Genomic DNA, 13,766 nt, shown 5'->3' with positions numbered 1-13,766 from the left:
AAGAAATCCCTAACTCAACAGAGTCAGGGATATTAACCTACATAAGACACATACTCATCATTTTTTACGATTTCATCTATCGTGCCTCCCCCAAGGCATACTTCCTTGTCGTAAAATACAACGGCTTGACCAGGGGTAACTGCACGCTGTGGCTCATGAAACTCTACTCTTGCATGTGTTTCACTAACTGGAGTTACTGTAACAGGGGTGTCTTCTTGACGATAGCGAAACTTCGCTGTACAAGTAAAAGTTTCCGTTGGTGGCTCACCTAGAGCCCAGTTGATTTCAGATGCTTCTAATCCGTCTGAGTATAGCAAGTCGTTATGATAACCTTGTCCAACATAAAGAATGTTGTCTTCAACATTCTTACCAACGACAAACCAAGGCTCGCCTGGCCCACCAATACCTAGACCTTGTCTTTGACCCAATGTATAATACATCAGCCCATCTTGCTTCCCTTTTACTTCGCCTTCCATTGTTTCCATATTTCCAGGTTGAGCAGGAAGGTATTGACTAAGGAATTCCTTGAAGTTTCTTTCTCCAATAAAACAGATGCCTGTTGAATCTTTCTTTGTTGCAGTTGCCAAATCATGTTCTTTTGCTACTTCTCTTACTTCACTTTTATCTAAATGGCCAAGTGGGAACATGACCTTAGAAAGAACATCTTGAGACAACTGATTCAAGAAATAGGTTTGGTCTTTATTATTGTCTTTGCCTCTTAGCATTTCATAGCGCTCACCATTTTTACGCACTTGAGCATAATGCCCTGTCGCTAAATAATCTGCTCCTAGGGACATGGCATGATCTAAAAATGCTTTAAACTTAATTTCTTTATTACACATCACATCTGGGTTTGGAGTACGGCCGGCTTTATATTCATTTAGGAAATAGGTAAATACCTTATCCCAATACTGCTTCTCAAAATTAACCGCATAATACGGAATATCTAATTGATTACATACGCGGATTACATCTTCGTAATCTTCTGTTGCGGTGCAGACGCCATTTTCATCTGTGTCATCCCAGTTTTTCATAAAAATCCCGACAACATCATAGCCTTGTTCTTTTAATAACAATGCTGCAACAGACGAATCAACGCCGCCTGACATCCCAACTACAACGCGGGTATCTTTTGGGTCTTTCATTGTTGTCACCACCTTAAGATGTCTTTGTTAATCGCTTAATAACTTTTGCTACTTTACGTGCACCTTCTTGTACATTTTCTTCTGTATTGGCAAGTCCAAAACTAAAGCGGACTGAACTTGTTATTCGTTCATCACCCTCACCAAACATAGCACGCAAAACATGAGAAGGTTCTACTGATCCTGCAGTACATGCTGAACCACTTGAAGCAGCAATACCATCTAAATCGAAGTTTGTAAGCAATGTCTCTACATTCATACCTGGGAAGTGTAGATTAACTATAGTAGGAATGTTAATTCGCCCACCGTTAATAGTAAAATCAATTTCTTCTTCTTTAAGTGTATCAAGAAAAAGCTTTTTATACCGTTTATATGTTTGCACACGTTCTCTTTGATTTTCTTTCATCAATTCTACTGCTTTTGCAAAACCATGAGCAGCGGCTGTATTTTCTGTACCAGGTCTTCGTTTTCGTTCCTGTTCACCACCATGTTGTTGAGCATGCAAGCTTATACCTTCTTTTGCATACAAAGCTCCTATCCCTTTAGGTCCATTGATTTTGTGAGCGGATAGCGTTAATAAATCCACATTCAAAGAGTCCACTTGAATCGGAAGTGCACCATAAGCCTGGACAGCATCGGTATGGAATAGTGCTTGATGCTCAGTTAAGGTTGTACCTATCTCCGCAATAGGTTGAATACTTCCTGTCTCATTGTTAACGTACATCACGGAAACTAAAATGGTATCTTCTCGTAATTCAGCCTGCAAATCATCAATGGAGATCAATCCCGCTTCATTAACAGGTAGATACGTAACATCAAAACCTTCTGCTTCTAACTGTTCAGCAGGATGTAGAACAGCATGATGTTCGACTGCTGTCGTGATTACATGCTTACCTAAGTGCTGGTTAGCTTTAGCAGCGCCAATTATCGCTAAATTATCCGCTTCTGTGCCGCCACTTGTGAAGATGATATCTTTCTCCTGAGCTCCTATACTTGTTGCAAGCGTTTTTCGTGCATCATCTAAAATTTTGCGAGCTTTTCTACCAAGTGAATGGACGCTAGAAGGATTTCCATATACATCTTGCAACACAGGAACCATAGCTTCTATCACTTCATTGCTTATTGGCGCAGTAGCAGCATGATCCAAATAGATCGGGGGCATTCTTTCCCCTCCCTTCTTTGTTTATTAAATATAGAACATATACGCTTCTTGATCTTCTGAATCGTCATGTTGAGCTAAATCATATAACGTAGTCGTATCAAGTACATCTTTCACTGCATCACGAATTCTCATCCACAATGCTTGTTTCGCCGGCTCTTCATCTTCTATGCCTTCAACTGGACTAATCGGCCCTTCAAGCACTCGTATGACATCCCCTGAAGTAATTTGGTTTGGATTACGTGTAAGCATGTAACCCCCATAGGCTCCTCGGACACTTCTTACTAATCCAGCGTTCCGTAATGGTGCAATTAGTTGTTCTAAATAATGCTCTGATAATTGATGTTCGCGAGCAATTGATTTTAAAGATATCGGACCATCACCGTACTTTTTGGCTAGAGCTATCATGATGGTCAGACCGTAACGACCTTTTGTTGAGATTTTCATCTCGTTCACCTCTCTGAATACAGTAATCTAACAGCTTTTTCGTTTGAGGCAATGAATAGCCTACGATTGTACCTAAAAAGAATGCAATAAATATTGTACCAACACCTACAGGGCCACCTAGCATCCACCCTAATAGAAATACAATAATTTCTATGCCATTGCGGACCCATTGAACCTTAAGACCGGTTATATCTCGAATAACTAACATAAGCCCATCTCTTGGCCCAGCTCCCAATTCAGGGGCAACATAAATTCCGATTCCATAGGCAAGTACAACAACCCCAAGTACAAATACAACAATATTCGTCCAAATTGCTTGAGGGTCTGGTAATATAAATAAAAATACATCAATAAATACGCCAATTAATAACATGTTTAAAATCGTACCGACTTGTGGAAATGACTTTGTTACAGCTGAAGTAAATCCAACAACAACTATACCAGCTATAATGGACCACGTGCCAACGGTTAATCCAAACTGTTTATTTAACCCTACATGGAAAACATCCCAGGGTCCAATACCGAGCATCTCTGCTTGTATGGTTAACGCAATTCCAAATGCTAGAATAATTAATCCAATAACAAAAAAAGACCAACGAATCATCAATTCACGAATGGATGATTGTTTTCGAATGATCTGAGCGTGGGAATTCTTTAATTGTTGCACCATATCGCATACTCCTTTCTGCGTCCAAAATACGTAAAGTATGCAAACATTGCTATTATAGCACGAATTGCATGATTCTTGCATTTTATCTGCTACATCTATAGGCTAAAATAAAACATAATCATACGTTTAATCAAACTTAAACTATATATGACTTACTATAAAAAGGAAAGAAAATGAACCTATAGATAAGCTCAAGACACTAGCTCAATTCAAAAAGCTGACTACTCGATGGGATAGATGCTGGAGCTAAACAAAAAAACCATACCAACATCTACTTTTTACATATGCAACAAAGGAGAGAACGTAAATGAACCAACAACCCTTAGCATTTCGTATGCGCCCCACACACATCAACGACATTATTGGTCAGCATCATCTTGTTGGGGAAGGCAAAATGATTCGACGAATGGTAGAAGCAGACCGTCTAGCTTCCATGATTCTATTCGGACCTCCAGGCACCGGAAAAACATCATTGGCGATGGCGATTGCCAAAACATTAAACTTACGTGTGAAAACGTTAAATGCTGTAGTTGACAAGAAAAAAGATATGGAAATCGCAGTTGAAGAAGCAAAAATGTCTGGGCAGCTCGTTCTTATTTTAGATGAAGTGCACCGATTAGATAAAGGCAAACAAGACTTTTTGCTACCACATATTGAAAGCAATTTAATTACACTGATCGGTTGTACAACAAGTAATCCATACCACTCTATCAACCCTGCCATCCGAAGCCGTTGCCATTTATTTGAAGTGGAGCGACTTGAAGTAGATGAAGTGAAAGAGGCCATATATCGTTCAATGAATGATGAAGTGAATGGACTAGGAACTTATACCATTGATATTTCAGGAGAAGCAATCGACCATTTTGCCCATTCAGCTAACGGGGACTTGCGTGCTGCATTAAACGGACTTGAACTGGCTGTATTTTCAACTCCCGCTAACGAAGAAGGCACAGTAGTAATTGATTTAGATAGTGCGGAACAATGCATGCAAAAGAAGAGTTTTTCTCACGATAAAGACGGAGATGCTCATTATGATGTCCTATCGGCCTTTCAAAAATCGATTCGTGGAAGTGATGTTCATGCATCACTTCATTATCTAGGTAGATTGATTGAAGCTGGTGACTTAGACAGTATTGCTAGGAGAATGATTGTGGTGGCCTACGAAGATATCGGCCTTGCAAATCCTCAAGCAGGACCGAGAGCGATAGCAGCTGTCGAAGCTGCAGAACGTTTAGGTTTTCCAGAAGCACGAATCCCTTTATCCAATGCCATTGTAGAATTAGCACTTTCCCCTAAATCTAATTCAGCCTATAAGGCATTAGATGCTGCATTACATGATATTCGTAATGGAAAAAGCGGAGATGTCCCTAAACATTTAAAAGATGCTCACTATAAAGGTGCCGAAAAATTAGGAAGAGGCGTTGAATATAAATATCCTCACAATTATGAGAATGGTTGGGTAGACCAGCAATATTTACCTGATTCTATTAAAGATGCCATCTATTATTCACCCAAAAAGACTGGAAAATTTGAAAAAGGTCTTAGTCAGGTATTTGAAAGTATAGAAAATAAAAGAAAATAGTATTTTTCTCTTATCCATAGGTATATTTTTCTTCTTTCCGTTAACAATAGAACCAAATATAACAAACTAGTTTTATAAAAATGAAAAGGTTAATAGGGAATATTTAAAAGGTAAGATATCCATTTAACAGGAAAAGGAGAAAAGGAGATGGAAAATACTATGGTAAAAGTAAGACAAGATGCTTGGTCCCACGAGGATGATTTATTACTAGCAGAGACTGTACTTCGACACATAAGAGAAGGCAGCACGCAATTAAAGGCTTTTGATGAAGTTGGAGATCATTTAAACCGCACCTCCGCAGCATGTGGATTCAGATGGAATGCAGAGGTGCGTAGAAAATATATTCAAGCAATTGAAATCGCGAAACGTCAACGTAAAGAAAAGAAACGTGCCCTTGCCAATCAACAACAATCTGAAAGAACATCACTACAACCGGCAATGGTTTTTTCTCAAGAGGATGAGGAGGACCTTGAATGGGAGGCCCCTACCAAATATGAAACAGTGGCTGTTCAGGAACCTGTTAATCAATCACAAGTAGAAGAGCAACCTGCAGTTTCTGTAACCTTTGACCAAGTCATTCAACATATGAAACAACTAAAATCTCACTATCACGCATCTCATCAATCACAATCTAAAGTAGCGAAACTAGAACAAGAGAATGAAACACTACGTAATGAGAATGAAAAACTAGAAAAAGAACTTTCCCATATGGAGAAACAATACCATACGGTTCAAGAGGATTATAAAATTCTCATCAATATTATGGACCGTGCTCGCAAAATGGTAGTCTTCGATGAAGATGACCAATCCAAAGCAGCATTCCGAATGGAGAAGAACGGAAATCTAGAACAAGTTGCAAGATAACAGATTAGTTTAAACCTGCATCGATTTGTTATATGCAATTAAAAAGACAACCCTTCATGGGATGTCTTTTTTTCTATTTGTATTGTTGTTGCTATTCCATATTCGCGCCCTAATCTGGAAGACTCGACTTCGAGACAACTACTAATATTTGTTGATCTATAGCACTCAATAGTTGAAGAATATTATCTCCCCTGTTCTCCTATTGGTTCTTTCAATGAATTATTTATCACATTGCCTTCTATGTTCTTTAAATCTTCTGTTCTTTTTTTATTAAAACTCAGGGAAAACGTTTCTTTTTGACCACCATCTAATTTTATAAATGCTTCAAACTCATCTTCTTTGGTATATGGTTCCGAAACTGAATTGTTAGTAACACCTAATTCCCAATAATCTTCATAACCACGAAATATTCTTATTTGAGGATTTTCTTCAATATCTAATCCTTCTATACCATAGTCGAAAGTAACTTCTTCTCCTTCTGACCATTTTTGAATATATTTTTCAACATCATCTTTTTTGTAAGTAATATTGTATTTTGTATGTTTCGAAATATGTGTCCCCAGTTTTCTCTTGCTGAATAGCCGTTTCAATTGCCCAATTTTCACTTTCTCTTGAAAATAACATTGGAGAAGTGAAATCCTGATTAGTACAACCATTCAAAGCGGATGAAATAGTCGCTAAAACAATAAATAAAATGAATTTGTTCTTCATTTCATCTCCCCCCAAAACCTTTTTCTATTATTCCATTTAAACATAAATCTCAAAACCCTTGTTGAAGCACACCAACATTTAATCTCCATATATTTTAATATAAATATCCAATTTATTAGTGGTCTTTATTGAAACTTTAATCTGTTTAAAAGACGCGAATCCTAATTACAGATTCGCGCCCTTTAAATGAAGACTTGATTTCAAGATATTCATTAATGTGGTTCTGCAACTATAGAATCCGTTAGAACAAAAGCTAATCGTTTACCCCCTGAAAAGATTCTGCCTTATATTTAATCTTGGATAATATATCCTCTTCATTAAATTCCAAAGCAACCTCATCATATTGTAGCCTGTCAATCATTTCACTAATTTCATACCACTCAAGCAAATCATCCGGGTAATCTAACTTTGTTGCAACAATATGAAAAATCCTCTTAGCTAAACCAAACATTTCTGATTAATTATTAACTTTTATTATTTTATTTGCTAAAAGCTCTATATAAGCTCTCGTACTTACTTCAAAGCTAGGTTTTTGAATTTCTAGCTCATTTAATGCCTTATTAAAATACTCTTCAACTTCAAAAATATTATCTTCAAATGAAAAAGTAGCAATTATGTTTAATGACGGTGATGATATATTGTTTTCTAATAAACTGTGCGACCAATTAATATAGTCTTCAACCGACACGATTTCCTTTTGAATGATATAAAATAGAGCATTAGATTGCATACTACAACCACCTTAAAAACTCTTTTCTTCCTGCTACAATATTAGTTTTTTCTTCTTCAACTCTTTTGCGTTAGTTAGCATAACAATCTAATTCAAATTTTAACACAAATAGCCAGTTAACAACCTGATCTATTGTACGATTAAGACAAATGAAAGGACCGTTCCTTATTCCAGAAAAGCGCGCAAAAGCTGAATACTTGGATTCGAGATAACTTTAACGAATGAAAAAATTTAATAAAACAATAATATGAAGGAACTTTTATTTTGGAAGGAGAATATAGGATGAAAAAGTTAATGTTTATAGCGGTAATTTTAGTATTTATTCTTAATACGTTACCAGGGACAATTAGTGTCAATGCTAAAACACAGGAACAATGTATCAGTCAATCAGAGGTAAAGTTCAAAAATGAATTTAGAAGACTTTGGGTTGATCATGTATTGTGGACAAGCAATTATATTACAAGTGCAACAACAGCGGGGGCTGAGGATCAAAAAGAAGTGCTATCAAGACTTCTGAGGAATCAGGAGGATATAGGAAATGCAATCAAGCCAGTGTATGGAGAGAAAGCAGGGAACAAACTTACTGATTTGCTAAAAGAACATATCGTTATAGCTGGTAAAATCGTAGATGCCGCTAAAAATGGGAACGAAAAAATGATAGATAAGCTTAACAAAGACTGGTATAGAAATGCTGATGATATTGCGGCGTTCCTTAGTGGTGCCAATCCCCATTTAAAAAATGAAGATTTAAAAGAAATGCTATATATACATTTAGAATTGGTAACAGATGACTTAATTGCAAGCTTAGAAAAAGAATGGGATGAAAGAATTGTTGCGATCGATGATGGAATGACTCATATAATCTTAATGGCAGATGCGATCTCTGAAGGAGTTGTCAAACAGTTTCCTGAGACATTTAAAAAATAAACTAGAGAAGCTTCAGCATAATGCTGGGGCTTCTTTTATAACTTACTTTGACATATGTACTGTATGTTTATATCTACTTATAAAGTATCTGTAATTATACTAAGAAGAATAAGAAATAGCTTTCTAATCCATGTACTTTAAAACGCAAATATAAAAAAAGGGCGTAAAACCTTTGTCCTAGGTTTGAGCCCATATTATTTCACTCATTTATCCATTTTCTCTTTTACTTCGTATGAGTAAAAGAACTTCCTTCATCTAATCATTATATCTTCTGTGGTTACTGATTCAGGTAACTCAATAATAAGTTGATAACTTCTTCTGCACCCAAACGAAGAACCTCCTCTAAGTACCTTTACGTCCATTATAAATCATTTGGTCTACCCATTACTAATACTGAGGAATATAACATTAACTTCCAAAAATTTCTCTCGAATTCAAGTCTTCAACATAATGCCTCGATTGTTGAATAACGTATCTCACCTATTTTTACCATAGAAATAGTTTAACAAAGCCTACTTCTAATAACGTTCTATATCAATTGGTTCTAAAATTGTATTTACTACATGACTTGCCATAATAAGCCCTGATACAGATGGAACAAAGGCATTTGATGAAGGTGGCTGTTCTGATTTACGTGTTTTGGGATCGTCTGGCGTAATGGCTTGGCGAATATCTTCTCGAATTCGAATTGGTTTCTCTTTAGAATAAACTACTGGGACACCTTGTTTGTATCCATCCTTACGTAATCTATTTCGAATCACACGTGCCATCGGATCGTAGCTTGTATCAAAGATATTAGCGATTTCAAATTGGGTTGGGTCAGTTTTATTCGCTGCCCCCATACTAGAAATGATATAGATATCTCGATCTATGCATTGTTTTATTAAGTGAATCTTATAAGAAATCGTATCACTAGCATCAATTACATAATCCAACTCATACTGAAACAACCGCTCATATGTTTCTTCTGTATAGAACATCTTTAATCGAATGACTTCACATTCCGGATTAATGTCATGCACACGTTCCGCCATAACATCTACTTTTGATTGTCCAACAGTTGAAAGCAATGAGTGAAGTTGTCTATTGATATTTGTAATATCTACGTCGTCTTTATCTATTAAAATAATGCGACCTACTCCACTTCTTGCAAGTGCTTCGACAGTAAACGAACCAACACCACCAATCCCTAATACAGCAACTGTGGCATCCTTCATTAATTGCAGTCCTTCTTTACCTATTGCTAATTCATTTCTTGAAAACTGGTGAAGCAATATCCTCACTCCTACTCACAATTCTTTGTAGTCATTATGTATCACAGTATACCTCAAACCCTATTACACAAACCAATAACGATGTTCGTTCGTATGAACCACGTAGAAAAAGACAAAAAAATAACCTTAAGGCTTCCCCCTTAAGGATCTAAATATGTATTAAGCCAATCCCAATCGTGCCGTCGAATCCAATGTTTTGAACCCGCACTAGGCAGGTGGGTGCTCTGTTCCAGAGTTTGTGCGTCCTCTCGTTCAATGAACATGAGGCTTGCACGCTGTCCGAAAACGCCAAGCTCCCGTATAATTGATGTTCGGTCAAAACGATTTGGTCGGAAAACGTACACATCAGGATTGGCTCATTTACTTTGTACTAAAATCATAGCATATCTAACAATTTACATCAACCACTATTATCCTGCTAAACGAAATATGAATGACTACCTATTACTCTTGTCCTGATTGGCGATTCTTTGCTCTTTCGTTCAGTTCAAGGTGAAGTTCATTCAATTGTTCATCACTAACGGAATCAGGTGCTTCTGTTAGTAAGCAAGAAGCTGAAGCTGTTTTAGGGAATAATATAGTATCACGAAGGTTCGTGCGTCCAGCTAGAATCATGACGAAACGATCAAATCCTAACGCAATTCCACCATGTGGCGGAGCACCATATTCAAGAGCTTCTAGTAAGAAGCCAAATTGGTCTTGTGCTTCCTCTTTTGTAAACCCAAGTATCTCGAACATTTTATCTTGCAGTTCCTTCTCATAAATACGGAGACTTCCTCCGCCAATTTCATAGCCATTTAATACTAAGTCATAGGCTTGAGCACGCGCTTCTCCTGGCTGATTCTCCATTTTATGAATATCTTCTCGTTCAGGCATGGTAAATGGATGGTGAGCAGCAAAATAGCGCCCAAGGTCTTCATCGTATTCGAATAGTGGCCAATCTGTTACCCATAAGAAGTTAAACTGAGTTTCATCTATTAAACCCAGTTCTTTACCTAACTTCTGTCTAAGAGCGCCTAAACTATCATGGACGACTGAGGTTTTATCTGCAACGAATAAAAGTAAGTCACCTTCTTCAATATTCAGCATACTGCGGAGATTGCTTGCTTCTTCGCCTTCGATGAATTTAGAGATAGGTCCTTGTAATTCACCTTCTTGTTCTTTTAACCAAGCTAGCCCCTTCGCATCGTATACCTTCACATACTCTGTTAATTTATCAATGTCTTTTCTAGAAAACTCACTTGCTTTTCCTTTTACATTAATAGCACTCACCGTTCCACCGGATTCTACTGCATTTCGGAATACTTTAAAACCAGATTCTTTCACGACTTCTGAGACATTTACAAGCTCTAGTCCAAAGCGAGTATCAGGTTTGTCTGAACCATAGCGTTCCATTGCATCGTCATATTTCAAACGAGGAAATGGTGTTTCAAGCTCAATACCTTTTACATCTTTCATTACTTTCTTCATCATTCGCTCTGTCATGTCTAGAATCTCGGCTTGTGACATAAAGGATGTTTCAATGTCAACTTGAGTGAATTCCGGTTGACGGTCAGCACGCAAGTCCTCATCACGGAAGCAACGAGCAAACTGATAATATCGTTCGAAGCCAGACATCATAATCAACTGTTTAAAAATTTGCGGTGATTGAGGAAGTGCGTAAAATTCACCTTCATGAACCCGACTCGGAACTAAGTAATCTCGTGCTCCTTCTGGTGTACTTTTCGTTAACATTGGCGTTTCCATCTCTAGGAACTCCTCGTTATTTAAATAGGAGCGAATGGCTTGTGTAGCTTGATGACGAAGTTTAAATGTTTCTTGTAACGGACTACGACGTAAATCTAGATATCGATACTTCAAACGAAGTTCTTCTGAAGTCTCTGACTCTTCCTGTAACATAAAAGGAGGATTTTTTGATTTATTTAAAATAGCGATGGAGTCTGCCATTACTTCTATTTCACCTGTAGCTAAATTCTCATTTACGGTATTCTCATCACGAGCTATGACCTTTCCGTCAATCTCAACTACATATTCTGTTCGAACGTTTTCAGCTGTTTCTAAAGCTTCTTTAGATACTTCAGGATTAAATACTACCTGAACAACTCCGGAACGATCACGTAAATCAATAAATATTAATCCACCAAGATCACGTCGTTTTTGTACCCAACCTTTCAGCTTTATTCTTTCTTCTATTTGACTTTCCCGTACATAACCACATAATTGACGATGTTCACTCATGAGTTAATCCTCCTTAAATTCCTTTTTCATATGCTCTACAATTTCTTCTAGTTGGATGGTTTGTTGATCTCCTGTGTCCATGTTCCTCACATTTATTTGACCGTTTGCTAACTCATCTTCACCCAAGACAAGAACATATTTCGCTCTTAATCGGTCAGCAGCTTTAAATTGCGCTTTCATCTTCTTATCTGCATAATCCTTATCTACTTGGATACCAGCTTGACGTAGCTGATAAACAATAGCTGCAGCTTCTTTTTTAGCTTCTTGCCCAACGGTTACGACATAGCAATCAAGCTGTTCATCAATAGGAAGTTCAATACCTTCAGCGTCCAAAGCCATGAGTAGACGTTCGATACTTAGGGCAAAACCAATTCCAGCTGTTTCTGGACCCCCGACTTCTTCAACAAGTCCATTGTAACGCCCTCCACCACTTAGAGTAGTAATAGCACCAAAACCTTCTGCCTCACTCATAATTTCAAAAGCTGTATGATTGTAATAGTCAAGACCACGTACAAGATTTGGATCAATTACATATGAGATCCCCATCTTATCCAACACAGACTTTACTGTTTCAAAATACTCACGTGACTCTTTATTTAAATAATCCAAAATGGACGGGGCTGTCTCCATAGCAGGGTGTTCTCGATCTTTTTTACAATCAAGAACGCGCATTGGATTCGTTTCCAATCTCATCTGGCAATCTTCACATAGTTCATCTTTATGTGGTTTAAAGTGTGCTATTAATGCTTCACGATGATTTTTACGACTTTCAAGATCACCTAAACTATTTAAAACTAGCTTTAATGATGTTAACCCTAATTCCTGATAAGCGTTCATAGCTAAAGCAATTACTTCTGCATCAACAGCTGGATCATCGCTACCTAGTGCTTCAATACCAAATTGAACAAATTGACGCATCCGTCCTTGCTGTGGGCGCTCATAACGAAACATGGGGCCAAAGTAAAATAATTTAGTCGGCTGATTTGGAGAACCATAAACCTTATGTTGTACAAATGAACGCACTACAGAGGCTGTCCCCTCAGGACGTAATGTGATGCTTCTTCCTCCACGATCTTCAAATGTGTACATTTCTTTTTGGACAATATCTGTTGAATCACCTACACCACGTTGGAAAAGCTCTGTATGTTCAAATACTGGTGTACGTACTTCCTTGTAATGATACCGATGACAAATATCTGATAGAACGGATTCGACATATTGCCACTTCTCTACTTCGCCGGGTAAAATATCTTGCGTACCACGTGGCCCTTTAATGTTACTCATTTACATCCTCCTTAAAAATAAAAACAATCTGTAGTGTATGTGTTTTTCCTTATATCACCAAAACCATGTAATAGCTAGTTACCACATGAAATACAAAAATATCCCGTCCCATATTCGAATTCAATCGAATAGGGACGGGATATTTCCCGCGTTGCCACCCTAATTGAAGCAACAAGCTTCCACTTGAACAGTTAACGCCTGCAACGTCCAACACCTACTACTGTTAAGTTTCGATGAGGAACCTAAGGAATGTCTTTCATTATGGCGTACATGTAAAAAGTGCTTTCAGCCTAAGGCACTTTCTCTCTTTCCATGCATGCTATAACTACTTTTTCCCTCACTGGTTATGGTTTATAAGCAAGTTATTAAAATTTTTGATAATCAACGTTTCTACGGATACCTGATACCATGATAACAATTGAATTGATTACTATCATAATGTTGAAAAATGATTATGTCAAGAACGTTCCATACTTTGTTTAACCTTTTTTACATCTTCTTTCTTAACACCAAATGGTTCAGTCATCAGGGACTTTTGACTAACTGTATCCATAGTGCCTAAATGAATGGTTCCTATCAATTCACTGTTATGCCGATTCTTCGTGGTAACTTCCTTATCACTTTCCCTCATTATCTACTTCCTTCCACCTATTTTCTTATATTTTCTCCAAAACACCGATATTTTTTACATCAACGAAAGGATTTTCTATAATAAAAGTTGAAAGGATTAGTTGAACT

Annotated in this window: 13 protein-coding genes, 1 other RNA gene and 1 other annotated feature; of the genes, 3 read left to right on the top strand and 11 right to left on the bottom strand. The window is 37.4% G+C overall.

From position 1 onward, the window contains the following. Window positions 1-32: 32 nt before the first annotated feature. From mnmA to GLW08_RS08615, 4 genes are read right to left on the bottom strand one after another with little or no spacing between them, the layout of a single operon-like run. Window positions 33-1,145 (bottom strand): tRNA 2-thiouridine(34) synthase MnmA, encoded by a 1,113-nt coding sequence (gene mnmA, locus GLW08_RS08630; protein WP_160848221.1) that lies wholly within the window; start codon window positions 1,143-1,145, stop codon window positions 33-35. Window positions 1,146-1,158: 13 nt separating this feature from the next. Then, complete coding sequence (locus tag GLW08_RS08625) at window positions 1,159-2,304, bottom strand: cysteine desulfurase family protein (protein WP_160848219.1); 1,146 nt, start codon at window positions 2,302-2,304, stop codon at window positions 1,159-1,161. A gap of 24 nt (window positions 2,305-2,328) precedes the next feature. Beyond that, window positions 2,329-2,748 carry a cysteine metabolism transcriptional regulator CymR gene (cymR, locus tag GLW08_RS08620; RefSeq protein WP_160848217.1) on the bottom strand — a complete coding sequence of 140 codons (420 nt, stop codon included), beginning with the start codon at window positions 2,746-2,748 and terminating at the stop codon, window positions 2,329-2,331. After that, entirely contained in the window at window positions 2,681-3,418 is a 738-nt protein-coding gene (locus GLW08_RS08615) for a YczE/YyaS/YitT family protein (protein ID WP_160848215.1), read from the bottom strand. Before GLW08_RS08615 ends, cymR begins: the two co-directional genes overlap by 68 nt. 307 nt (window positions 3,419-3,725) lie before the next feature. Between GLW08_RS08615 and GLW08_RS08610 the strand changes: the two genes are divergently transcribed. Further along, window positions 3,726-5,000 carry a replication-associated recombination protein A gene (locus tag GLW08_RS08610; RefSeq protein WP_160848213.1) on the top strand — a complete coding sequence of 425 codons (1,275 nt, stop codon included), beginning with the start codon at window positions 3,726-3,728 and terminating at the stop codon, window positions 4,998-5,000. Between the two features lie 159 nt (window positions 5,001-5,159). Then, on the top strand, window positions 5,160-5,864 hold the full coding sequence (locus GLW08_RS08605; RefSeq protein WP_160848502.1) for an RsfA family transcriptional regulator: 705 nt from the start codon (window positions 5,160-5,162) through the stop codon (window positions 5,862-5,864). A gap of 182 nt (window positions 5,865-6,046) precedes the next feature. Here GLW08_RS08605 and GLW08_RS08600 read toward each other — a convergent pair whose 3' ends face one another. Next, window positions 6,047-6,469 carry a hypothetical protein gene (locus GLW08_RS08600; RefSeq protein ID WP_160848211.1) on the bottom strand — a complete coding sequence of 141 codons (423 nt, stop codon included), beginning with the start codon at window positions 6,467-6,469 and terminating at the stop codon, window positions 6,047-6,049. A gap of 563 nt (window positions 6,470-7,032) precedes the next feature. Further along, window positions 7,033-7,305 carry a hypothetical protein gene (locus GLW08_RS08595; RefSeq protein ID WP_160848209.1) on the bottom strand — a complete coding sequence of 91 codons (273 nt, stop codon included), beginning with the start codon at window positions 7,303-7,305 and terminating at the stop codon, window positions 7,033-7,035. 282 nt (window positions 7,306-7,587) lie between these two features. On the opposite strand from GLW08_RS08595, the gene GLW08_RS08590 reads away from it, so the two are divergent. Continuing rightward, entirely contained in the window at window positions 7,588-8,232 is a 645-nt protein-coding gene (locus GLW08_RS08590; RefSeq protein WP_160848207.1) for a glycosyltransferase, read from the top strand. Window positions 8,233-8,750: 518 nt separating this feature from the next. Here the strand turns inward: GLW08_RS08590 and GLW08_RS08585 are convergent. From GLW08_RS08585 to GLW08_RS08565, 5 genes are all read right to left on the bottom strand, one after another. Then, window positions 8,751-9,506 carry a tRNA threonylcarbamoyladenosine dehydratase gene (locus tag GLW08_RS08585; RefSeq protein WP_160848205.1) on the bottom strand — a complete coding sequence of 252 codons (756 nt, stop codon included), beginning with the start codon at window positions 9,504-9,506 and terminating at the stop codon, window positions 8,751-8,753. Window positions 9,507-9,669: 163 nt separating this feature from the next. Further along, window positions 9,670-9,861, bottom strand: a non-coding RNA gene (gene ssrS / locus GLW08_RS08580) — 6S RNA. 89 nt (window positions 9,862-9,950) lie between these two features. After that, entirely contained in the window at window positions 9,951-11,744 is a 1,794-nt protein-coding gene (gene aspS, locus GLW08_RS08575) for an aspartate--tRNA ligase (RefSeq protein ID WP_160848203.1), read from the bottom strand. 3 nt (window positions 11,745-11,747) lie between these two features. Further along, on the bottom strand, window positions 11,748-13,028 hold the full coding sequence (gene hisS, locus GLW08_RS08570) for a histidine--tRNA ligase (protein ID WP_160848201.1): 1,281 nt from the start codon (window positions 13,026-13,028) through the stop codon (window positions 11,748-11,750). A 127-nt stretch (window positions 13,029-13,155) separates the two neighbouring features. Beyond that, window positions 13,156-13,378 (bottom strand) — a binding site (T-box leader). Window positions 13,379-13,485: 107 nt separating this feature from the next. After that, window positions 13,486-13,659 carry a hypothetical protein gene (locus GLW08_RS08565; RefSeq protein WP_160848199.1) on the bottom strand — a complete coding sequence of 58 codons (174 nt, stop codon included), beginning with the start codon at window positions 13,657-13,659 and terminating at the stop codon, window positions 13,486-13,488. Window positions 13,660-13,766: the final 107 nt, after the last annotated feature.

The organism is Pontibacillus yanchengensis, from assembly GCF_009856295.1.
GTDB classification, from domain to species: domain Bacteria; phylum Bacillota; class Bacilli; order Bacillales; family BH030062; genus Pontibacillus; species Pontibacillus yanchengensis_A.
Note: the sequence above shows the minus strand (reverse complement) of the source record. Positions and strands in the feature narration are given on the sequence as shown.